Here is a 19,270-nt window from a genome sequence, read left to right as displayed (position 1 = left end):
TCTCCTCTCTCGAACGCGCCTATGACCGCTTTCTGTTACGGCATGGCGACAGTTTTTTTGGATCAGGCCCGCCCGCACGACGCGCGAAAGAGGCTGTGGTTCCAGAGGCTTGAGGGAAATAGTTGAGAGCAGCGCCCAAGAAAAAAGGGACGCTCCCTGATGGGGCGTCCCGTTTCCCTCGAACCCCGTTGGCGGCCATGACAGCCGCCGCAGGAGAGGATCGCCCCAAGGGACGATCCGTGCATGATCGTCCGTTTATTCGGCCGCCTGGGCCGCCATGTCCACCGACACATATTTGCGGCCAAGCTTGCCGTCGTGGAACACGACGCGGCCTTCGATCAGGGCGAACAGCGTGTGGTCCTTGCCCATGCCGACATTGCGGCCGGGATAGACGCGGGTGCCGCGCTGGCGAATGATGATGTTGCCGCCGATCACTTCCTGACCGCCGAACTTCTTGACGCCAAGGCGACGGCCGGCCGAATCGCGACCGTTGCGCGACGAACCGCCTGCTTTCTTATGTGCCATTGTCTAAACTCCTCGAATGCTCTGCGAAGCGATCAGGCTTCGGCGGCGGCCGGCGCCGCGTCTTGTGTCTTGGCGGCCTTCTTCGCTTCGCCGCCGACGGCGAGAATGCGAAGAATGGTGTGGCGCTGGCGATGGCCGTTCTTGCGGCGATAGTTATGACGGCGGCGCTTCTTGAAGACGATGACCTTTTCGCCCTTCGCCTGCGCGATGATCTCGGCCGCGACGGTGAGGCCCGCGGTGTCCTTGAGCTCGCTGCCTTCGCCCGCCAACAGGACGTCGTCCAGCGTGATCTGGTCGCCGGCTTCGCCAGCGATCTTCTCGATCACGATCTTGTCTCCTGCGGCAACGCGATACTGCTTGCCGCCCGTGCGCACGATAGCGAACATGGCTTGTCTCTTCTCGTTCAAATCTGCTTTACGCAGTTCGTCAAGGCCATGCCTTTTGGACCCGCGCGGGAAAGTGGCCCGTTAGTGGAATGAACAGCGGCTGTCAACGGCGAAAGGCCGATCGGGACACGCTCAGGCGAGGTGCGGGGTGGCGCCCGAAACCTTCATCAACTGAACGGCGTGGACGCGCAGATCCACCGAACCCTGATCGAACAGCCTCACTTCGAGGTCGTCCACATCTTCGTCCAGCGAGACATGATGTTCCGCGAGCACCCCCTTCATCCGGGCGGGGAGAACGGTTTTGGAGCGGGAGAAAGCCCGTTCGCCGCGGGCGGCGCACACGTCGCTGGTGATCTTGTACCTCTTGCTGTCGCCCGTTTCGCCGTAGATGCGGACGATATAGTCCCCGGCAGCGAGCCGCATATAGGGGCCGTAGATCAGCCCGCCCACCTCGCCCCTGCTGACGATGCCGAACGGCCCCTTGTCGCCGACGCCCGCAAGCACCCTGGGATGGGACGCGGGGATGTAGATGCCGGGGCCATCGGCGAAATGGGGCGTGGCGCCGTTCATGACGGTGGCGACGTCATCGCTGATGGAACCGACCCGCGTGGCGAAATCGGCGTGCATGGTGCGCAGATGCTGGCGGATGAACGGGCCGTTGTTCACATGGCTTTGATTGGTGCGTTCGAACAGGAAGGTCGAGGCGAGGTCGATGGTGCGGGCATAGTCTTCCAGGATCACCATCAGCAGATGCTGGTCGTTGCGGATTTCGCCATCCCAGTAGATCGACCGGTCGAAATCGGCGTCGGCAATCGCTTCGACCGCGTTGAAATAGTCGATCACCAGACCCTTGCCGGCGGGGTGCGACAGATTGACGGCGAACCCGCCGGCGTTGATATCATGGATGACGTTATTGATATAACCTGCGAAAATTCCGCCATATTGCCCCTTGTCGGACAGATAGGCGCGCAGGTCGAAATCGAGGTCGACGATATAGGCGTCGGCATCCATGTAGAAGACCCAGCCTTCGTAACCGCGATCGAGCATCTCCTTGAGCATGTAGATGCGGTTATAGGTCGAATGCCAGGGCATGTGGCCGCGTTTGGTGCCCACGAACTGTTGATAGGAAATGCCGTTGCGGATGCAGAATTCCCGCACGGTCTTGGATGTTTCGAGCAGCATCGGATAGTAGAACAGCGCATCGGACGTCTGAATGAAAGTAACCTGCATGAAGGCCCCTGATCCTCAAAATCGGCATGTGCAAAATGCCCGTTTCGCTGGTCGCAAGCGATCTTTGCACGCCCCTTGCGACGATGCGATCGACATGCGCGCCGACCCGCTGCGATACAGCCTATGCTGAACGACAGGGGCGTCAGATAGCTGCGTCCCCATAGAAAAGAAAGAGGCCGGGCGGATGCGCGGCCGGGACGCCGACAGGCTTTTGCCCGTTGGCAAGGGTGAAGTCGGGCTTTGCGCCGCTGTGACGATTGCGATAGGGTGTTCGCATGACCGCCCAAGGAAACACTGGCAGCCATCGGGCGCAGCGGCGCCCCTTCATTCCGGTCCTGTGGCTGATCCTGGCCGTGGTCATGCTGAGCGCGCTGATGCCGCTGGGGCCTCCCGCCAGCCGGACGACGGGGTCCGCATTCAGTCCCGCGACGACCGCCGTGGCGATAAAGGCGCGCGCCGCCGTCCCTGTCGTCATGTATATGCGCATTGTCCCACCGCCCGCCGATCCGCCAGCGGCGGTCGCGACGGTCCCAAGTCTCGCCTTGATCGTCCTGCTGATCGCTCTCGTGCCGTTGCGCGGTTCGGGTCCGGCTCGCGTGCCCGGTTCGGCGCTGGTCCGGTCCCGCCGCGCCCGCGCGCCGCCCGCCTTGATGGATTGACCCGCCTTTGACAGCGGCCGACGCCTGTCGCGCGGCCGACACGACAAGGAGAGCATCCATGCGCAGACGTGGAAAATCGCGCCGGCGGCCGCCCTGGTGGTTCATGCCGGCGGTGATGGCGGGCCTGGGCGGCGCCGTCATCCTGATGTCCGCCGTGCTCAAAAGCGCGGCCTGATGGCCCGGATCTGAAGTTCGTCATGCCATTGTGCAGGCGCCGAACGAACTTCAGATTCTCAAGGACCACCAGCAACCATCTGATTTTGATGTGGTTCATGGATTTCAGATCCACCACATCATCAGGTTCAAACCCTATCGGCGCGCGGGCGAGGATCGTCCGACGCTCGTGCGCTCACCCTCATAAGGAACAGCAACGCCTATGCTCCATCATACGCCGCTGATCGGCACCATCGTCGCTGGCCTGGTCGTCGCATTCGCGATGGGCGCCATCGCCCATCGCCTGAAATTGTCGCCGCTGGTGGGCTATCTGCTCGCGGGAATCATCGTCGGCCCCTTCACCCCCGGCTTCGTCGCCGACGCGAGCCTGGCGAACGAACTGGCCGAAATCGGCGTCATCCTGCTGATGTTCGGGGTCGGCCTGCATTTTTCGCTGAAAGACCTGCTGTCGGTCAGGGCGATCGCGGTGCCGGGCGCGATCGTCCAGATCAGCGTGGCGACGGTGCTGGGCATGGCGCTGGCGCATTGGATGGGCTGGCCTTTGCTGGGCGGGCTGGTGTTCGGGCTGGCGTTGTCGGTGGCGAGCACGGTGGTGCTGCTGCGCGCGCTGGAGGGCCATGGTCTGGTCGAGACGCAGCGCGGGCGGATCGCGGTCGGCTGGTTGATCGTCGAGGACCTGGTGATGGTGCTGGCGCTCGTCCTGCTGCCCGCGCTGGCGGGGGTCATGAACACCGCTGACGGGCCGGGCGGCGCAAGCGCGATGCTGGCACCGCTGCTTGGCACATTGCTCAAGGTGGCGGGGTTCGTCGCGCTGATGCTGATCGTCGGGCGGCGGGTGATCCCATGGGCGCTGCACTGGGTCGTCCATAGCGGGTCGCGCGAGCTGTTCCGGCTGGCGGTGCTCGCGATTGCGCTGGGTGTCGCGTTCGGTGCGGCGGTGGCGTTCGACGTATCGTTCGCGCTGGGCGCCTTTTTCGCCGGCATGATCCTGGGCGAAACGCCGCTCAGCCGCCGCGCGACCGAAGAAACGCTGCCGTTGCGCGACGCCTTTGCGGTGCTGTTCTTCGTGTCGGTGGGGATGTTGTTCAATCCGCGCGTGCTGATCGACCAGCCGTTGCCGTTGCTGGCGACGGTGGCGATCATCGTCGTCGGCAAGTCGATCGCGGCTTTCCTGATCGTGCGTGCGTTTCGCCATCCCGCCGATACCGCGCTGACCATCGCCGCCAGCCTGGCGCAGATCGGCGAATTTTCCTTCATCCTGGCGTCGCTCGGCACCGGGCTGGGCGTGTTGCCGGCCGAGGGGCGCGACCTGATCCTGGCGGGCGCGATCGTGTCGATCTTCCTCAATCCCTTCCTGTTCAATATGGCGGTCCGGCGCGACAAGCGGAACGATGTCGCGGCCGAGCCGCACGCGACGTCGATGTCACCGGCGGGGCACATCATCCTGATCGGCTATGGCCGGGTCGGCAAGCTGATCGCCGGGGAACTGGCGATTCTGGCCAAGCCGCTGGTCATCATCGAAGGCGACGCGGAGCGCGCGGGGCAAGCGGAAGCGGCGGGCCTCAAGGTCGTGCGCGGCAACGCGCTGAACGACCGCTATCTGATCGCCGCCGGCATCGAATGTGCCGGCCGGATGCTGATCGCGGTGCCCGAGGGGTTCGAGTGCGGCGCGATCTTCGAACATGCGCGGGCGCTCAATCCGGCCATATCGGTGATCGCGCGCGCGCATAGCGATGCCGAAGTCGAATATCTGGAGCGGCTGAGCGTGCCGCATATCGTCATGGGCGAGCGGGCCCTGGCGGCGCGGATGCTGGAGCTGTGCGGGGGGCGATAGGGCGGCGGCCCCTTGAGTGAAACGCGGTATCGGCTTGCCGGGAAGCGATCGTCAATTGCCGTCGGCGTCGACCGTGAACACCATTGGCCTGCCGCGTGACGAGGGTTCCCAGCCCGCCAGCAACGCTGCGCGAACGCCCCTGGCGACGATGGCGTCGTTGATCTGGAGGCGGCCGCGTTGCATGCCTTTCATCAGGCGCCTGGGCGGAGGAAATTCGATCAGTGCGCCGCGCTGCGTATCTTTCCGCATCAACGACACGGTCATGCCCTGCCAGCCGTCGACATCGCTCCACTGCGGTTCACGCCGAAGTTCCCAGTCATATGTAAGGCCGTCGACATCGACGGTTCCGGCATGGCTGGGGGAATGAAGCATGGCGGCGGGCATAGCATGTTCGGGGCAGCAAGCCAGAGCGCGCTGCGTGCATTCCGACACCTGGTGCGATCGGGCCCTTTTTCTATCGCGTCATAGTCGGCGGAAAGCGGGTGTCCGCATGTCCGCGCATGCTCCGGCCCGTCGGCGGCAGTGCAGGCTTTGGATGAGCGGCCTTGATCGGGGAAACAAAAAGGCCCGCCCAGTTGCCGGGGCGGGCCTTTTTTCAAGATGTCAGGGGGTTCAGACGGCGGCGACCTGCGCCACGTCGACCTTCACGCCCGGACCCATCGAGGAGGACAGGGCGATCTTGCGGACATATTTGCCCTTCGAACCCGACGGCTTGGCCTTGACGATCGCATCGACAAAGGCGTCGAAGTTGCGGCGCAGATCTTCCTGGCTGAAGCTCGACTTGCCCAGGCCCGCATGGATGATGCCGGCCTTTTCGACGCGGAATTCGATCTGTCCGCCCTTGGCGGCCTTCACGGCTTCGGCGACATTGGGGGTCACGGTGCCCAGCTTGGGGTTGGGCATCAGGCCCTTGGGACCCAGCACCTTGCCCAGACGGCCGACGAGGCCCATCATGTCGGGCGTGGCGATGACGCGCTGGAAGTCGATATTGCCGGCCTGGATGCTTTCGAGCAGATCCTCGGCGCCCACGATGTCGGCGCCGGCGGCGGTTGCGGCTTCGGCCTTGTCGCCGCGAGCGAACACGGCGACGCGAACGTCCTTGCCGGTGCCGGCGGGCAGGGTGACGACGCCACGGACCATCTGGTCTGCGTGACGCGGATCGACGCCCAGATTGATCGCGACTTCGACGCTTTCGTCGAACTTGGCGGTGGCGTGGGCCTTGATCAGCGCCAGCGCTTCATCGACGCCATGCAGCTTTTCGCGGTCGATGGCGGTTGCGAGCGCCTTTGCCTTCTTGGTCAGCTTTGCCATGATATCAGCCCTCCACCACTTCGAGGCCCATCGCGCGAGCGGAGCCTTCGATAATCTTCGTTGCAGCGTCGATGTCGTTCGCGTTCAGATCGGCCATCTTGGCCTGCGCGATTTCGGCGAGCTGGGCGCGGGTGATCTTGCCGGCGACGACCTTGCCGGGTTCCTTGGAACCCGCCTTGAGGCCCACCGCCTTCTTGATCAGATAGGTCGCCGGCGGCTGCTTGGTGGTGAAGGAAAAGCTGCGGTCGGCATAGACGGTGATGATCGTGGGCAGCGGGGTGCCCTTTTCGACCTTGTCGGTCGACGCGTTGAACGCCTTGCAGAATTCCATGATGTTGACGCCGCGCTGACCCAGGGCAGGGCCGATCGGCGGCGAGGGGTTGGCGGCTCCGGCGGGCACCTGGAGCTTGATATAGCCCGTAATTTTCTTGGCCATTGTTACTCACTCTGTTGCTGGGCGTGCGGTGAGGCGCGCCCGGTTCAAGTTTAGCGGTTCAAGCGAAGGCAAGGCCTCCTCCCGCACTCATCCCTTGTCGTCATGCCAGCCAAGGCTGGCGTCTCAGGCCGCAAGGGAACGGCTTGAGCCACGCGATCCCGGCCTTCGCCGGAATGACGCAATCACTTCGACAGTTCGACCTGTTCGAAATCCAGTTCGACCGGGGTGGCGCGGCCGAAGATCGACACCGACACCTTGACCCGGTTCTTTTCGAAATCCAGTTCCTCGACCGTGCCGTTGAAGCTGGCAAAGGGGCCGTCGAGCACCTTGACCGCGTCGCCGATCTCGTAATCGATGCTGATCTTGTGCTTGGGCGCGGCGGCGGCTTCTTCCTTGGTGTTGAGGATGCGCGCGGCTTCGGCTTCGCTGATCGCCTGGGGCTTGCCCATCGACCCCAGGAAACCGGTGACCTTGGGCGTGTTCTTGACGAGGTGATAGACGTCGTCGTTCATCGCCAGCTTTGCCAGGACATAGCCGGGGAAGAATTTCCGTTCCGACTGCACCTTCTTGCCGCGACGAACCTCGGTCACGGTTTCGGTCGGCACTTCGACCGATTCGACGAGTTGCGAGAGGCCCATGCGATCGGCTTCGGCCACGATCGAATCGCGCACCTTGTTTTCGAAGCCCGAATAGGCGTGGATGATATACCAGCGCGCCATGTTGCCGTTTCTAACTCCGTTAATACTTATGACTGACCCGCCGCGAAGGCGAGGAGCCAGCGGACGATGGCGCCGAAGAAGGTGTCGATGCCGAAGAAGAACATGCCCAGAAGCGATGTCATGATGAGCACCATGACAGCGGTCATCATCGTTTCGCGGCCGGTGGGCCAAACGATCTTGTTCGCTTCGGTCTTCACCTGGTTGACGAATTCGCCAGGGGATGTCTTGGCCATCTTTTCCTGCTCAACCTAAATAAATCAAACGCCAAACCGCGAAGCAACAGTCCGCCCTCCGGACCCCGCCATGTCGGCGTCCCGGGGTGCGGCCGCCGCTCCGCGACCCAAATCCTGCGCGGCCCATATACGCGCCACGCGCCTGAGGCAAGCTCGGGCGCGGTGGCGGATGGCAGGAGTGGAGGGATTCGAACCCCCGGCATTCGGTTTTGGAGACCGACGCTCTACCAGCTGAGCTACACTCCTGTGCATTGGCCTGTGGCCCGCGAAGGAGGGCGCTTTAGCGTGGGCCAAGGGGGAGGGCAAGGGGATTAAGCCGTGGGGCGGGTCAGCGGTCGAGCCGCTCGTCGGCCCGCATGGCGGCGGCGGCGCTCGTTCCGCTTCGGCATGGATCGGCCGGGCGGCGGTAGTAACCACATAGTCCCCCTGCCAGCCCTCGCGACGACGCGCGCCCGGCGTCGGGGAAATTTCCGCAAGACCGCAAAAGAGGTCCGGGAATTTCCTGCACCATTGCCATCATCCACGATCCATTATATCTAGGATCAAGTGAGTCGGAGTTAATATGAGCTATATCAGCACAGGGGTGGAATATGCGCTGCACTGCCTGCTGTTCCTGATCGACCAGCCGGACGGCGCGACCCCGCCAAGCACGCGGGACCTGGCGGTATTGCAGGGCGTTTCGGCCGACTATCTGGCCAAGTTGTTCACGCGGCTGCAGCAGGCGGACCTGATCGTCAGTCGCGAAGGCGCGATGGGCGGCGTGCGGCTGGCGCGGGCGGCGGCGGACATCAGCGTGCTGGATGTGGTCGTGGCGATCGACGGCGACCGGGCCTTTTTCGACTGTCAGGAAATTCGCGGGCGTTGCGCGCTGTTCGGCGATGCGCCCCCGGCATGGGCGACGCGCGGCACCTGTTCGATCCATGCGGTGATGATCGAGGCGGAACGCAAGGCGAAGGCGGCGCTCGCCGCGCACAGCCTGGCCGATATCGCCGGCCGGGTCGCGGCCAACGCGCCGGTCGAACTGGGCACGATGGCGGCGCAATGGTTGTCGGATCGCGCCGCGCGCAGGAAACCGGGGCGCCCCACGCGCCCGTTGGACAAGCAGGAGTAGTCCCATGAAATTGATGCACGTCGATGCCAGCCCCAAGGGCGCCAAGTCCAATTCGCGGATGCTGAGCGGGCAGTTCGTCGAGATGCTGCGCGAACGGATTCCCGCCCTGTCGGTCGACTATCTCGACCTGGCGCAGGACCCGCCGCCGCATGTGTCGGGCGATTTCGCGCGCGCCATCTATACGCCAGAGGAGGAGCGGACGCCGCAGATGCGCGCGCTGCTGGAGCCGTCCGATGCGATGTGTCGCCGCGTGCTGGCGGCCGACGCGCTGCTGTTCGCGATGCCCATGTATAATTGGAGCATGCCGTCCAGCTTCAAGGCGTTCCTTGACCTGATCGTGCGGGGGGGCGTCACCTATATCGCCGGGCCGGACGGCTATGCGGGGCAACTGGCCCGGCACAAGGTGCTGTTCCTGACGACCAGGGGCGCTGACCTGCGGGACGGGTCGCCCTTTGCCGGCATGGACGCGCTGACCCCGGCGCTGACCCACGGATTCGGGTTCATCGGGGTGCGCGACCCGTGGTTCGTGGATGCGCAGCCGCTTCAGTTCGCGCAGCCCGAGGAACGCGCCGCCGGGCTGGCGCGGGCGCAGGCCGAACTGGCGATGGTGGCGGACCGCTGGGCCGCGGACGTGATGAGCGAAGCCGCCTGACGCCGACCGCCGCCAGGCGACGAAAAAGGGGCGCCGTCGCCGGCGCCCCTTCTTTACGTCACGTCACCGGAAATCAGGCTTCGGTGCGGTTATATTTGGGCGCGGCCTCGTTGAGGATGCGCAGGATCTTCTGGAGCGCGCTCGGCTCGTCGGTTTCTTCCATCGCCGCCAGTTCGCGCGCCAGGCGGCTGGATGCGGCCTCGAAGATCTGGCGTTCGGAATAGCTTTGTTCGGGCTGGTCGTCGGCGCGGAACAGGTCGCGGGTCACTTCGGCGATCGACACCAGGTCGCCCGAATTGATCTTCGCTTCATATTCCTGCGCGCGGCGCGACCACATGGTGCGCTTGACCTTGGGCTTGCCCTTGAGCGTTTCCATCGCTTCTTCGAGCGTCTTGTTGGACGACAGCTTCCGCATGCCCACGCCTTCGGCCTTGTTGGTGGGGACGCGGAGCGTCATGCGCTCCTTTTCGAAACGGAGCACGTACAGCTCCAGATCCATGCCCGCGATCTGCTCCTTCTGGAGCTCGACCACACGGCCGACGCCGTGCTTGGGGTAAACGACATAATCGCCAACGTCAAAGGACAGCGCCTTGGCAGCCATTTGATACCTTTCCAAAATCAACCGGGGAACGGTTGCGTCGCGGTGCATATGCAATAGGGGGTTGCATAAGGTCAGGGCCGCGGCGTCACCGCAAAATCATGAAACGAAACCTCCAGAGGCGCGGATCATACGCACCAGCTGCCGGCTTCTTTAGCAGATTCGTAACAAAATTGCCAGCCCCGGACATAAAGGCCCGTCCGAAACCCCGGTGTGGCGCGGAAAAGCGCGCTTTGCTGCGCCCGCGAGCTAGTTGCCGGAGCCGGGTTCGGGGGAGAAATACTTCTCCAGCTTGCCTTCCACGCCCTTCATGTCGTCGGCATCCGCCGGCGCATCGCCCTTGACCGTGATATTGGGCCATTCAGCCGAATATTTCGCGTTGAGTTCGAGCCACTGTTCAAGCCCGTTTTCGGTGTCCGGCAGGATCGCCTCGGCCGGGCATTCGGGTTCGCACACGCCGCAATCAATGCATTCGGACGGATTGATGACCAGCATATTCTCGCCCTCGTAGAAACAGTCCACGGGGCAGACCTCGACGCAATCCATATATTTGCAGCGGATGCAGGCGTCGGTCACGACATAGGTCATTGTCAGGCACTCTTAAGTTGCGAAGGTGGTGCGGCGGCGCTCCTGCTATGCCCGGCCCCGCCCAAGGTCAATGAGGATATTGTTGGGTCGGACAAAGTCCGCGCATCAATGCCCGGTCTTCAATTCCTCATAGCAGTCCCGCGCTTCGAGGGCGGGGCCGCGCCGCGCGGGCAGCGCCACGATCCGCACCACGCGGACGCCAAGCGAATGGGGAAAGGTGACGAGATCGCCGGTGCGCACCGCCGCATGGGCGCGTTCGATGCGGCGGCCGTTGAGGCGGATATGCCCGTCCTGCGCCAGCTTCTGCGCCGCCGACCGGCTTTTGGCGAGGTGCGTGAACCACAGGAACTTGTCGATGCGCTGGGACGGCGCGGCACCGCCCGGATCAGCCATTGCGTCCAAGCAGGTCGGCGAGGCCGGCAAAGGCCCCGTGGGTGGCGGGTGCGGCGGGCGCGGCGGGGGCGGGCGTCGCGCGCTGCTGGCGGGGCGCGGGGCGCGGGCGCGCCTTTTGCCGCCCGCGAAACGCCCAGTTGGCCGCACCTTCCGCCGCCGGATCGACGGCCCGGAAGCCCGCATCGCGCATCAGCTGTAGAAACGCTGGTTCGCCAAGCCCGAGCGACACGATCTGCGGGCTGAGTGCGGTAAAAGCCTCACCCTTGGCGATCGCCTCATGCGCGGCGCGCGCCATGCGTTCGGCCATGTCGACGCGCAGCATCTGTGGGCCAAAGCCGCGAAAGCCGGCGATGCGCGCGCCCATCTGGTCCGTACGTTCCCCCGCAGGCAGCAGGGTGAGGCCGGGCAGGGGCAGGGGCAGGCAGGGCTTGGCGAGGCGTGCGGCCAGCAGCGCCGAGCGCCAGCGCGCCGCGCCCGGCTTCAACAGCCCCGGATGATAGATGTCGAGCACGCCGATATCGATGCCGGCGCGGCGCAGCAGGTGGCGCTGGTCCTTGTCGAGATGGGCGAGAGCCGAATCGAGATCGGTGCGCGCGACCAGGCCGCCCTGTTCGCCCAATTGCGCGAAGACGGCGCGAACCACCGGCGGCACGGCCGGGTCCGCCGCGCTTTGCGCCATCTTGACGAGCGGCAGCAGGTGGCGCTGTTTTTGCGCGTCGGCCCAGGCGGACAGGCGCGTGACGATCTGCTTCTGCTGATCCTGGCCAAGCTCCATCAGCGCACGGTCGAGGCGGATCGCAGGCGCGAGCAGCGAAGGGCCGGCCAGCAGCGTGGCGACGACATGATCGCCCCAGGCGATGCCCGGCGCTTCGCCCGGCAGGTCGCGCAGGGTGAATTCCGTGTCCGGCGCCTTCAGTAACTCGTCAGCCTTCACCCGCAATATCCTCCCCAAATGGCGTTCGGCAGCGGCCAGCAGCATTTTGCGGTCCTGCGCGCGGGCATCGGGATCGACCGAGAATCGAAATCCGTCAAGCCGTCCGATCGATTCGCCGTCGACCGCGACCTGGCCGTCAGGCTGGACGTCGACCGGCAGCGCCGACGCATTCTGGCCGATGTCGCGCAGCAGGACCGATGTGCGCCGGTCGACGAAACGCTGGCGCAGCGCCGCATGAAGCGCATCGGACAGCTTTTCTTCCAGCGCCCGCGTGCGCTCGGCCATTTCGGCGGGAAAGGCGAGCCAGTCGGGGCGATGAGCGATATAGGACCAGGTGCGCGCGGCGGCGATGCGACCCGACAGAGTGGCGATGTCGCCCTGGATCGAATCGAGTCGGGCGACATGGCTCGCGAACCAGTCGCGCGGGATATGGCCGTCGCCTTCCGACAGGAAGCGCCAGATGCGCGACACCATGCGGGCGTGATGGTCCGCGCCCAGCTTCTGGAAATCGGGGAGACCGCAGGCCGCCCACAGCCGTGCGACCTGCCTTTGGCCGCGCTCGACGACCAGCGGATCGGCGGCGAGCTTGCGCAGCACCGCCAGGTCGATCGCTTGCGGCGCGGCGCGCAGTTCGGGGCGGTCGGGCTTTTCCTCCAGGTCGGCGATCAGCAGGTCGATGCTGTCGCAGCGCGGCGTGCCGTCGCGCCAGTAGAGAAAGTCTAGCGGAGGAAAGCGATGGCCTTCGATCGCCTCGATTTCCTCTGGCGTGAAGGTGGCGCCGCTGTCATCGCCGCCCAGGCTGCCGAAGGTGCCGTCGCGATGATGCCGCCCGGCGCGCCCCGCGATCTGCGCCATTTCCGCCACCGTCAGGCGGCGGGTGCGATGACCGTCGAACTTGTGCAGCGAGGCGAAGGCGACATGGGCGACGTCCAGATTGAGACCCATGCCGATGGCGTCGGTGGCGACCAGATAATCGACATCGCCATTGAGGAACATCTGGACCTGGGCATTGCGAGTGCTGGGCGAGAGCGCGCCCATCACCACTGCCGCGCCGCCGCGAAAGCGCCGCAGCATTTCGGCCACGGCATAGACTTCCTCGGCCGAAAAGGCGACGACCGCCGAGCGGCGCGGCAGGCGGGAAAGCTTTTTCGCGCCGGCGTAGGAAAGGGTCGAGAAGCGCGGGCGGCCGATGATTTCGGCTTCGGGCACCAGCCTGCGGACCAGACGGCTGATGCTGGCGGATCCCAGGATCATGGTTTCCTCGCGCCCGCGCGCGCGCAGCAGGCGGTCGGTGAAGATATGGCCGCGCTCCGGGTCGGCGGCGAGTTGCGCTTCGTCGAGCGCGACGAAGGCATAATCTCCATCGACGGGCATCGATTCGGCGGTGCACAGGACATAGCGAGCGTTGGGCGGGGCGATCTTTTCCTCGCCGGTGATCAGCGCGACCTGATCGCGGCCCTTGATCACCACCACACGATCATAGACCTCGCGGGCCAGCAGCCGCAGGGGAAAGCCCATCATGCCGCTGGAATGGCCGCACATCCGCTCGACCGCGAGATGGGTCTTGCCGGTATTTGTTGGCCCGAGCACGGCGGTGATGGGCGATCGCGCGAACTGGACCATGACCTGTCCTATGTCGGGCAGCGGCCGGGCATCCGCAAGGGGCGATCGGTGTCCTTGCGCGTCATCCGTCACGCGGAACGCTTCACCGCAGGGCCATCGGGCGCGCGCAGTCATTAGTTTGACTTTAACCCTGTTCATCCACAACAGGGGCGGCATCGCGCGGCGCGGGGGCCGTGGCGTCTTGCCAGATTGTGGGTTCCGGGGGGTCGCCGGTCTTGTTCCAGGAAAGCCAGTTCGACAGCCAGCAGGGCGGTGCGGCCGTATCCCTGTGGATGACCGACGCGCTTGCCCGTCCCCGCCAGCCCGCGCCAACCGACTGGCGCACGCGCATCAGCGAATGGGCCAACGACGTCGACCTGACACCCGACCTTGGCCAGCAGATCGGCAGCCGCACCTGGTTTCGCGGCCTCGCCACCTGTTTCGGCCTGATCGCCAGCGTCCTTTACATGTCCCCCGGTTTCCAGGCCGTGCCCGGTGCGCCGACGCCGCTGATGAGCGACGCGCAGTTCGACGAGGTGCGCAGCCAGATGATCACGCCGCTGGCGCTGGGCGCCGACAGCGGACATCATATGGGCGCGACCGACGCGGTGCAGCCGCTGCGCGAAACGCCCGAGCGACCGCAGATCGAGCTTAGCGCACAGGTGGGCAGCAGCGACAGTTTGAGCCGCGCCCTTTCGCGCGCGGGCATCAGCAGCGCCGATACCGCGACGGTCATGGATCTGGTCGGCGGCGACATTGCGGGCGGGGTCAAGCCCGGCACCCGGCTCGACATCGTGCTGGGCCGTCGCGCCAGCCGCGACCGGCCCCGACCGCTGGACCATCTGGCTTTTCGCGCGCGGCTCGACCTGGCGGTCGAAATCGACCGGGCGGGCGGAGCGTTGCAGGTCAGGCGCATTCCGATCCATGTCGACAACACCCCGCTGCGGGTGCAGGGCGTCATCGGCGACAGCATCTATCGGTCCGCGCGCGCGGCGGGGGCGCCGGCCAAGGCGATCCAGGCGTTTCTGCGCGTCATCACCCAACAGGTCGACCTGGGGTCGATCGGGGCAGGCGACCGTTACGACATCATCGTCGAGCATCGCCGCGCCGAGACGGGCGACGTCGAGGTCGGCGACCTGCTCTATGCCGGTTTCCGCCGGGCGCGGGGCAAGGCGGTGGACATGCTCAAATGGACGATCGGCGGGCGGACCGAATGGTTCGAGGCGTCGGGCGTGGGCGAGCGGCGCGGCGTGCTGGCGCAGCCGGTCGCGGGCCGGCGTTCGTCGGGATACGGGATGCGGCGGCACCCGATCCTTGGATATCGGCGGATGCATGCCGGTATCGATTTCGCCGCGCGCTACGGTTCGCCGATCTATGCGGTGACCGACGGCATCGTCGCCTATGCCGGGCGGCATGGCGGGCATGGCAATTATGTCAAGATCCAGCATAGCGGCGCGCTGGCCACCGGCTATGCGCATATGAGCCGGATCGCGGCGGTGCCGGGCCAGAGGGTGCGACGCGGGCAGGTGATCGGCTATGTCGGGTCGAGCGGGCTGTCGACAGGTCCGCACCTTCATTATGAACTTTATCGCAATGGCGCGACGGTCGATCCCGGTTCGATCAGCTTTACCACCACGTCGCAACTGGCCGGGGCGGACCTCGCCGCGTTCCGCGCGCGGCTGGCGCAGCTCAAGGGCGTGCGGATCGGCGGGCAGGACAGCGCGGCGGCGGCGAGCGGCGCGGCGGCGCGCGGCAAGTAAAGCGGCTTTGCGGGACACGCGCTTTGGGCTAACCGCGCGAGCATGACAGATCAGAGCGGCGTTACCGCCATATTGCTAGCGGGCGTCAGGCCCGGCGTCGATCCGCTGGCGCAGGCGGCAGGCGTGCCGCTCAAGACGCTGATCCCGGTTGCGGGCGAAGCGATGATCAACCGGCCCGCACGCGCGCTGCTCGCCCATCGCGCGATCGAACGGCTGGTGGTCTTGACGCAGGATGCGGGGATGTTCGCCAGGGATGCGGGCACGGCATGGTTGGCGCATGATCCGCGCGTCACCTTCATCGGCAGCGGCAGCGGGATCGCGAGCAGCCTGCTCGCCCTGATCGACCGGCCCGACATGCGCTTTCCCCTGCTGGTCACGACAGCCGATCATGTGCTGCTGGACGAGGCGATGCTCGACCAGTTCGTAGCCGAGGCGCGGGGCGCGGACATCGCCGTCGCCATGGTCGAGCGGCGCGCCTTGCTGGCGTCCTATCCGGGGTCGCGCCGGACGTGGCTCAAATTTCGCGACGGCGCGTGGTCGGGGGCCAATCTCTTCTGGTTCGGCAGCGCGAAGGCGCGACCGGCGATCGCGCTGTGGCAGGAGGTCGAGCAGGACCGCAAGAAGGGGTGGAAGATATTGGCCGCCTTCGGGCCGCTGGCGCTGCTTGGCGCGCTGTTGCGGATCAGCAGCCTGCGCGGCGGGATCGCGCGGATGGGCCGGCGGCTGGGCCTGACCGCCCGGCTGGTGGCGATGGCGCGGGCGGAGGCATGCATCGACGCCGACAAGCCCGACGACATCGTCCTGATCGAGCGGATATTACGCGAAAGATAAAAAAGCAGCCCGGTGCTTGGTGCACCGGGCTGTTCAGTTTTCCATCCCGTATCGCGGGGCTTAACGCCCCGGCGAGCCGGCTTTTTCGAGGCCTTTAGGCCGCGAACTGGTTCCCCTGCGGCCTTTAGGCCGCGAACTGGTTCCCCTGCGGCCTTTAGGCCGCGAACTGGTTCATCGTGTTGTGGGCGCCGCCGGCCTTGAGCGCGGCTTCACCGGCGAAATAATCCTTGTGGTCGTCACCAATGTCGCTGCCCGACATATTCTGATGCTTGACGCAGGCGATGCCCTGGCGGATTTCCTTGCGCTGGACGCCCTCGACATAGCCCAGCATGCCGGCGTCGCCGAAATATTCCTTGGCGAGATTGTCGGTGCTGAGCGCCGCCGTGTGGTAGGTCGGCAAGGTGATCAGGTGATGGAAGATGCCCGCGCGCGCAGCGGCGTCGCGCTGGAAGGTGCGGATCCTGTCGTCGGCTTCGCGGCCCAGATCGCTATCGTCATAATCGACGCTCATCAGCTTCGCGCGGTCATAGGCGCTGACATCCTTGCCCGCTTCGACCCATGCATCATAGACTTGCTGGCGGAAGTTCAGCGTCCAGTTGAAGCTGGGCGAGTTGTTATAGACGAGCTTGGCGTTGGGGATGACGTCGCGGATGCGGTCGACCATCGAGGCGATCTGTTCGATGTGCGGCTTTTCGGTTTCGATCCACAAAAGGTCCGCGCCGTTCTGAAGCGAGGTGATGCAGTCGAGGACGCAGCGGTCCGCGCCGGTGCCTTCGCGGAACTGGAACAGGTTCGACGGCAGGCGCTTAGGCCGCAGCAGCTTGCCACCGCGGTTGATGATCACGTCGCCATTGGCCTGGGCGATGTCGGTGATCTCTTCGCAGTCGAGGAAGCTGTTATACTGGTCGCCGATGTCGCCGGGCGTCTTGGAATAGGCGATCTGCTTGGTGAGGCCGGCGCCGAGCGAGTCGGTGCGGCTGACGATGATGCCGTCGTCGATGCCCAGTTCGAGGAAGGCGTAGCGGCAGGCGCGGATCTTGGCGAGGAAGTCCTCATGCGGGACGGTGACCTTGCCGTCCTGATGACCGCACTGCTTTTCGTCCGAAACCTGATTTTCGATCTGGAGCGCGCAGGCGCCCGCTTCGATCATCTTCTTGGCGAGCAGATAGGTCGCTTCGGCATTGCCAAAGCCGGCGTCGATGTCGGCGATGATGGGAACGACATGGGTTTCATAATTGTCGATCGCGTGGGTGATGCGCGCGACTTCGACCGCGTTGCCGGCATCGCGGGCAGCGTCGAGTTCCTTGAACATCAGGCCCAGTTCGCGGGCGTCGGCCTGCTTGAGGAAGGTGTAGAGTTCCTCGATCAGCGCGGGAACGCTGGTCTTTTCATGCATCGACTGGTCGGGCAGCGGGCCGAAGTCGGAACGCAGCGCGGCGACCATCCAGCCCGACAGGTACAGGTACTTCTGCTTGGTCGTGCCGAAATGCTTCTTGATCGCGATCAGCTTCTGCTGGCCGATAAAGCCGTGCCAGCAACCGAGCGACTGGGTGTAGTTGGCGGGATCAAGGTCATAGGCCGCCATGTCGCGGCGCATGATGCCGGCGGTATATTTGGCGATGTCGAGACCGGTGTTGAAGCGGTTCTGGAGCTTCATGCGCGCGACCGACTCGGCGTTGATGCCGTCCCAGGTGCCGGGATGGCTGCCGATCAGCGATTGCGCCTTGGCGATGGTTTCCTGGTAGGACATGGGCGTTTCCTTCGACATGATGTGATGCCGCGCCCTAATCCGGCGCTTGACAGGATGGCAGGGCCTGTAAAGTCCAGTTGTCGATCTTTACAATTATCTGGTGTAAAGTTGTAAAGACTGTACAGGAATCGCGGATATGGCCAAGGATCGTCCCGTCTATATGGGGCCGCGTTTGCGGCGGTTGCGGCGCGAGCTGGGCCTGACCCAGGCCGACATGGCGGCGGACCTGGAAATTTCGGCAAGCTATGTGGCGCTGCTGGAGCGCAACCAGCGCCCGTTGACCGCCGATATGCTGTTGCGGCTGGCGCGTGCCTATCGCATGGATATGGCCGAAATTGCCGGCGACGGCGGTGCGGAGCAGGCGGCGCGGCTGCACGCGGTGCTGAAAGATCCGATGTTCGTCGACATCGACCTGCCCCAACTGGCGACCGGCGACGTGGCGATCAATTATCCCGGCATCACCGAAGCGCTGCTGCGGCTCCATACCGCCTATCGCGAGGAGCATCTGGCGCTCGCCGATCGGGGCGCGGAGCGCGAGGGGCCGGCCGATGCGCCCGACCCGGTGGCCGAATCGCGCCGCTTCATCGCGGCGCGGCGCAACAGCTTTCCGCTGCTGGACGAAGCGGCCGAAAGGCTGGCGGCGGAAGCCGAGGCGCAGGGCGGACTGACCGGATGGTTCAAGGCGCGGCACAATCTGCGCGTGCGCCGCCTGCCGTCGGAGGTGATGGCGGGGTCGATGCGGCGGCTGGACCGGCACCGCGACTCGGTGTTGCTCGACGATGCGCTCGATGGCGCGAGCGCGCAGTTCCAGCTCGCCTTGCAGATCGCCTATCTGGAGTTGCGCAAGAATTTCGACGCGATTCTCAAAGAGGGGCAGTTCGCCAGCGAGAGCGGGCGGCGGCTGACGCGGCGCGCTCTTGCCGGCTATGGCGCGGCGGCGATCCTGATGCCCTATTCGCCGTTCGCCAAGGCCGTCGAGGCGCGTCGCTATGATGTCGAGGCGCTGGCGCGGCAGTTCGGCACGAGTTTCGAACAGACCGCGCATCGGCTGACCACGCTGCAAAAGCCGGGGCAGGAGCGGGTGCCGTTCTTCTTTATCCGGGTCGATCCGGCGGGCAATGTCAGCAAGCGGCTGGACGGGGCGGGGTTCCCGTTCGCGCGCCATGGCGGGTCATGCCCGCTATGGTCGGTGCATCGCGTGTTCGAACGGCCGCGCGAGGTGGTGACGCAATGGCTGGAGCTGCCCGACGGCCAGCGCTTCTTTTCGATCGCGCGCACGGTGACGGCGGGCGGCGGCGGTTGGGGGGCCGAACGGATCGACCGCGCGATCGCGCTGTGCTGTGCCGCCGAACATGCCGACCGGCTGATCTATACGCAGGGGATGGCGCGTTCCGAACCCACGCCGATCGGGGTGACGTGCCGGCTGTGCCATCGCACCCGGTGCATGGCGCGCGCGGCCCCGCCGATCGGACGCGAAATGCTGCCCGACGATTTTCGCCGGACGCACGCGCCGTTCGGGTTCAGCGATAGTTGAACCGGTCGCG

At 65.4% G+C, this 19,270-nt stretch carries 20 protein-coding genes and 1 tRNA gene; 7 read left to right on the top strand and 14 right to left on the bottom strand.

From position 1 onward, the window contains the following. Positions 1-255: 255 nt before the first annotated feature. The 3 genes from rpmA to WG908_RS01595 all read right to left on the bottom strand — a co-directional run bounded on the left by rpmA (position 256) and on the right by WG908_RS01595 (position 2,141). Complete coding sequence (gene rpmA / locus WG908_RS01605) at positions 256-525, bottom strand: 50S ribosomal protein L27 (protein ID WP_340184794.1); 270 nt, start codon at positions 523-525, stop codon at positions 256-258. Between the two features lie 32 nt (positions 526-557). Further along, positions 558-911 (bottom strand): 50S ribosomal protein L21, encoded by a 354-nt coding sequence (gene rplU, locus WG908_RS01600; RefSeq protein WP_340184793.1) that lies wholly within the window; start codon positions 909-911, stop codon positions 558-560. Positions 912-1,043: 132 nt separating this feature from the next. Beyond that, a complete protein-coding gene (locus tag WG908_RS01595) occupies positions 1,044-2,141 on the bottom strand; it encodes a hypothetical protein (RefSeq protein WP_340184792.1) in 1,098 nt (365 codons plus the stop codon). 275 nt (positions 2,142-2,416) lie between these two features. On the opposite strand from WG908_RS01595, the gene WG908_RS01590 reads away from it, so the two are divergent. Further along, a complete protein-coding gene (locus WG908_RS01590) occupies positions 2,417-2,800 on the top strand; it encodes a hypothetical protein (protein WP_340184791.1) in 384 nt (127 codons plus the stop codon). Positions 2,801-3,176: 376 nt separating this feature from the next. Further along, on the top strand, positions 3,177-4,808 hold the full coding sequence (locus WG908_RS01585; protein ID WP_340184790.1) for a cation:proton antiporter domain-containing protein: 1,632 nt from the start codon (positions 3,177-3,179) through the stop codon (positions 4,806-4,808). Between the two features lie 51 nt (positions 4,809-4,859). Here WG908_RS01585 and WG908_RS01580 read toward each other — a convergent pair whose 3' ends face one another. From WG908_RS01580 to WG908_RS01555, 6 genes are all read right to left on the bottom strand, one after another. Beyond that, positions 4,860-5,180 (bottom strand): hypothetical protein, encoded by a 321-nt coding sequence (locus tag WG908_RS01580; protein ID WP_340184789.1) that lies wholly within the window; start codon positions 5,178-5,180, stop codon positions 4,860-4,862. A 240-nt stretch (positions 5,181-5,420) separates the two neighbouring features. Further along, entirely contained in the window at positions 5,421-6,119 is a 699-nt protein-coding gene (gene rplA / locus WG908_RS01575) for a 50S ribosomal protein L1 (protein WP_340184788.1), read from the bottom strand. Between the two features lie 4 nt (positions 6,120-6,123). Next, the gene (gene rplK, locus WG908_RS01570) at positions 6,124-6,555 is read right to left on the bottom strand and encodes a 50S ribosomal protein L11 (RefSeq protein WP_340184787.1); all 432 of its coding nucleotides are present in this window, start codon (positions 6,553-6,555) and stop codon (positions 6,124-6,126) included. Positions 6,556-6,737: 182 nt separating this feature from the next. Continuing rightward, positions 6,738-7,274: a transcription termination/antitermination protein NusG gene (nusG, locus tag WG908_RS01565; RefSeq protein WP_340184786.1), complete on the bottom strand. Its 537-nt coding sequence runs from the start codon at positions 7,272-7,274 to the stop codon at positions 6,738-6,740. Positions 7,275-7,300: 26 nt separating this feature from the next. Continuing rightward, entirely contained in the window at positions 7,301-7,507 is a 207-nt protein-coding gene (gene secE / locus WG908_RS01560; RefSeq protein ID WP_340184785.1) for a preprotein translocase subunit SecE, read from the bottom strand. A 170-nt stretch (positions 7,508-7,677) separates the two neighbouring features. Beyond that, positions 7,678-7,753 (bottom strand) — tRNA-Trp (locus WG908_RS01555). A 316-nt stretch (positions 7,754-8,069) separates the two neighbouring features. Here WG908_RS01555 and WG908_RS01550 point away from each other — a divergent pair. Both WG908_RS01550 and WG908_RS01545 read left to right on the top strand, forming a co-directional pair. Continuing rightward, positions 8,070-8,618: an RrF2 family transcriptional regulator gene (locus WG908_RS01550; protein WP_340184784.1), complete on the top strand. Its 549-nt coding sequence runs from the start codon at positions 8,070-8,072 to the stop codon at positions 8,616-8,618. Positions 8,619-8,622: 4 nt separating this feature from the next. Continuing rightward, positions 8,623-9,270, top strand: a complete 648-nt coding sequence (locus WG908_RS01545) for an FMN-dependent NADH-azoreductase (protein WP_340184783.1) — start codon at positions 8,623-8,625, stop codon at positions 9,268-9,270. A 73-nt stretch (positions 9,271-9,343) separates the two neighbouring features. Here WG908_RS01545 and WG908_RS01540 read toward each other — a convergent pair whose 3' ends face one another. The 4 genes from WG908_RS01540 to WG908_RS01525 form a co-directional block, all read right to left on the bottom strand. After that, entirely contained in the window at positions 9,344-9,871 is a 528-nt protein-coding gene (locus WG908_RS01540; protein WP_340184782.1) for a CarD family transcriptional regulator, read from the bottom strand. A gap of 246 nt (positions 9,872-10,117) precedes the next feature. After that, complete coding sequence (fdxA, locus tag WG908_RS01535; protein ID WP_340184781.1) at positions 10,118-10,456, bottom strand: ferredoxin FdxA; 339 nt, start codon at positions 10,454-10,456, stop codon at positions 10,118-10,120. Positions 10,457-10,561: 105 nt separating this feature from the next. Beyond that, positions 10,562-10,849 (bottom strand): RNA-binding S4 domain-containing protein, encoded by a 288-nt coding sequence (locus WG908_RS01530; protein ID WP_340184780.1) that lies wholly within the window; start codon positions 10,847-10,849, stop codon positions 10,562-10,564. Then, positions 10,842-13,406 (bottom strand): helicase-related protein, encoded by a 2,565-nt coding sequence (locus tag WG908_RS01525; protein ID WP_340184779.1) that lies wholly within the window; start codon positions 13,404-13,406, stop codon positions 10,842-10,844. Before WG908_RS01525 ends, WG908_RS01530 begins: the two co-directional genes overlap by 8 nt. A gap of 215 nt (positions 13,407-13,621) precedes the next feature. On the opposite strand from WG908_RS01525, the gene WG908_RS01520 reads away from it, so the two are divergent. Further along, positions 13,622-15,145, top strand: a complete 1,524-nt coding sequence (locus WG908_RS01520; protein ID WP_445326641.1) for a M23 family metallopeptidase — start codon at positions 13,622-13,624, stop codon at positions 15,143-15,145. A gap of 42 nt (positions 15,146-15,187) precedes the next feature. Next, on the top strand, positions 15,188-15,976 hold the full coding sequence (locus WG908_RS01515; protein WP_340184778.1) for an NTP transferase domain-containing protein: 789 nt from the start codon (positions 15,188-15,190) through the stop codon (positions 15,974-15,976). Between the two features lie 154 nt (positions 15,977-16,130). Here WG908_RS01515 and WG908_RS01510 read toward each other — a convergent pair whose 3' ends face one another. After that, positions 16,131-17,726 carry an isocitrate lyase gene (locus WG908_RS01510; RefSeq protein ID WP_340184777.1) on the bottom strand — a complete coding sequence of 532 codons (1,596 nt, stop codon included), beginning with the start codon at positions 17,724-17,726 and terminating at the stop codon, positions 16,131-16,133. Positions 17,727-17,862: 136 nt separating this feature from the next. Here WG908_RS01510 and WG908_RS01505 point away from each other — a divergent pair, with 136 nt between their 5' ends. Then, on the top strand, positions 17,863-19,260 hold the full coding sequence (locus WG908_RS01505) for a helix-turn-helix domain-containing protein (RefSeq protein ID WP_340184776.1): 1,398 nt from the start codon (positions 17,863-17,865) through the stop codon (positions 19,258-19,260). The last annotated feature ends 10 nt before the right edge of the window (positions 19,261-19,270 follow it).

This window comes from Sphingobium anseongense, from assembly GCF_037725245.1.
Lineage (GTDB): Bacteria > Pseudomonadota > Alphaproteobacteria > Sphingomonadales > Sphingomonadaceae > Sphingobium.
This window is presented reverse-complemented; position numbering and strand designations above follow the sequence as displayed.

Bases quoted from the DNA above. Each gene is read 5' to 3' on its own strand.
- WG908_RS01525 (WP_340184779.1), bottom strand. From the start codon at position 13,406: ATGGTCCAGTTCGCGCGATCGCCCATCACCGCCGTGCTCGGGCCAACA.
- nusG (WP_340184786.1), bottom strand. From the start codon at position 7,274: ATGGCGCGCTGGTATATCATCCACGCCTATTCGGGCTTCGAAAACAAG.
- WG908_RS01515 (WP_340184778.1), top strand. From the start codon at position 15,188: ATGACAGATCAGAGCGGCGTTACCGCCATATTGCTAGCGGGCGTCAGG.
- WG908_RS01540 (WP_340184782.1), bottom strand. From the start codon at position 9,871: ATGGCTGCCAAGGCGCTGTCCTTTGACGTTGGCGATTATGTCGTTTAC.
- rpmA (WP_340184794.1), bottom strand. From the start codon at position 525: ATGGCACATAAGAAAGCAGGCGGTTCGTCGCGCAACGGTCGCGATTCG.
- secE (WP_340184785.1), bottom strand. From the start codon at position 7,507: ATGGCCAAGACATCCCCTGGCGAATTCGTCAACCAGGTGAAGACCGAA.
- rplK (WP_340184787.1), bottom strand. From the start codon at position 6,555: ATGGCCAAGAAAATTACGGGCTATATCAAGCTCCAGGTGCCCGCCGGA.
- WG908_RS01585 (WP_340184790.1), top strand. From the start codon at position 3,177: ATGCTCCATCATACGCCGCTGATCGGCACCATCGTCGCTGGCCTGGTC.
- WG908_RS01510 (WP_340184777.1), bottom strand. From the start codon at position 17,726: ATGTCCTACCAGGAAACCATCGCCAAGGCGCAATCGCTGATCGGCAGC.
- WG908_RS01530 (WP_340184780.1), bottom strand. From the start codon at position 10,849: ATGGCTGATCCGGGCGGTGCCGCGCCGTCCCAGCGCATCGACAAGTTC.
- fdxA (WP_340184781.1), bottom strand. From the start codon at position 10,456: ATGACCTATGTCGTGACCGACGCCTGCATCCGCTGCAAATATATGGAT.
- WG908_RS01595 (WP_340184792.1), bottom strand. From the start codon at position 2,141: ATGCAGGTTACTTTCATTCAGACGTCCGATGCGCTGTTCTACTATCCG.
- WG908_RS01580 (WP_340184789.1), bottom strand. From the start codon at position 5,180: ATGCTTCATTCCCCCAGCCATGCCGGAACCGTCGATGTCGACGGCCTT.
- rplA (WP_340184788.1), bottom strand. From the start codon at position 6,119: ATGGCAAAGCTGACCAAGAAGGCAAAGGCGCTCGCAACCGCCATCGAC.
- WG908_RS01550 (WP_340184784.1), top strand. From the start codon at position 8,070: ATGAGCTATATCAGCACAGGGGTGGAATATGCGCTGCACTGCCTGCTG.
- WG908_RS01590 (WP_340184791.1), top strand. From the start codon at position 2,417: ATGACCGCCCAAGGAAACACTGGCAGCCATCGGGCGCAGCGGCGCCCC.
- WG908_RS01545 (WP_340184783.1), top strand. From the start codon at position 8,623: ATGAAATTGATGCACGTCGATGCCAGCCCCAAGGGCGCCAAGTCCAAT.
- rplU (WP_340184793.1), bottom strand. From the start codon at position 911: ATGTTCGCTATCGTGCGCACGGGCGGCAAGCAGTATCGCGTTGCCGCA.
- WG908_RS01505 (WP_340184776.1), top strand. From the start codon at position 17,863: ATGGCCAAGGATCGTCCCGTCTATATGGGGCCGCGTTTGCGGCGGTTG.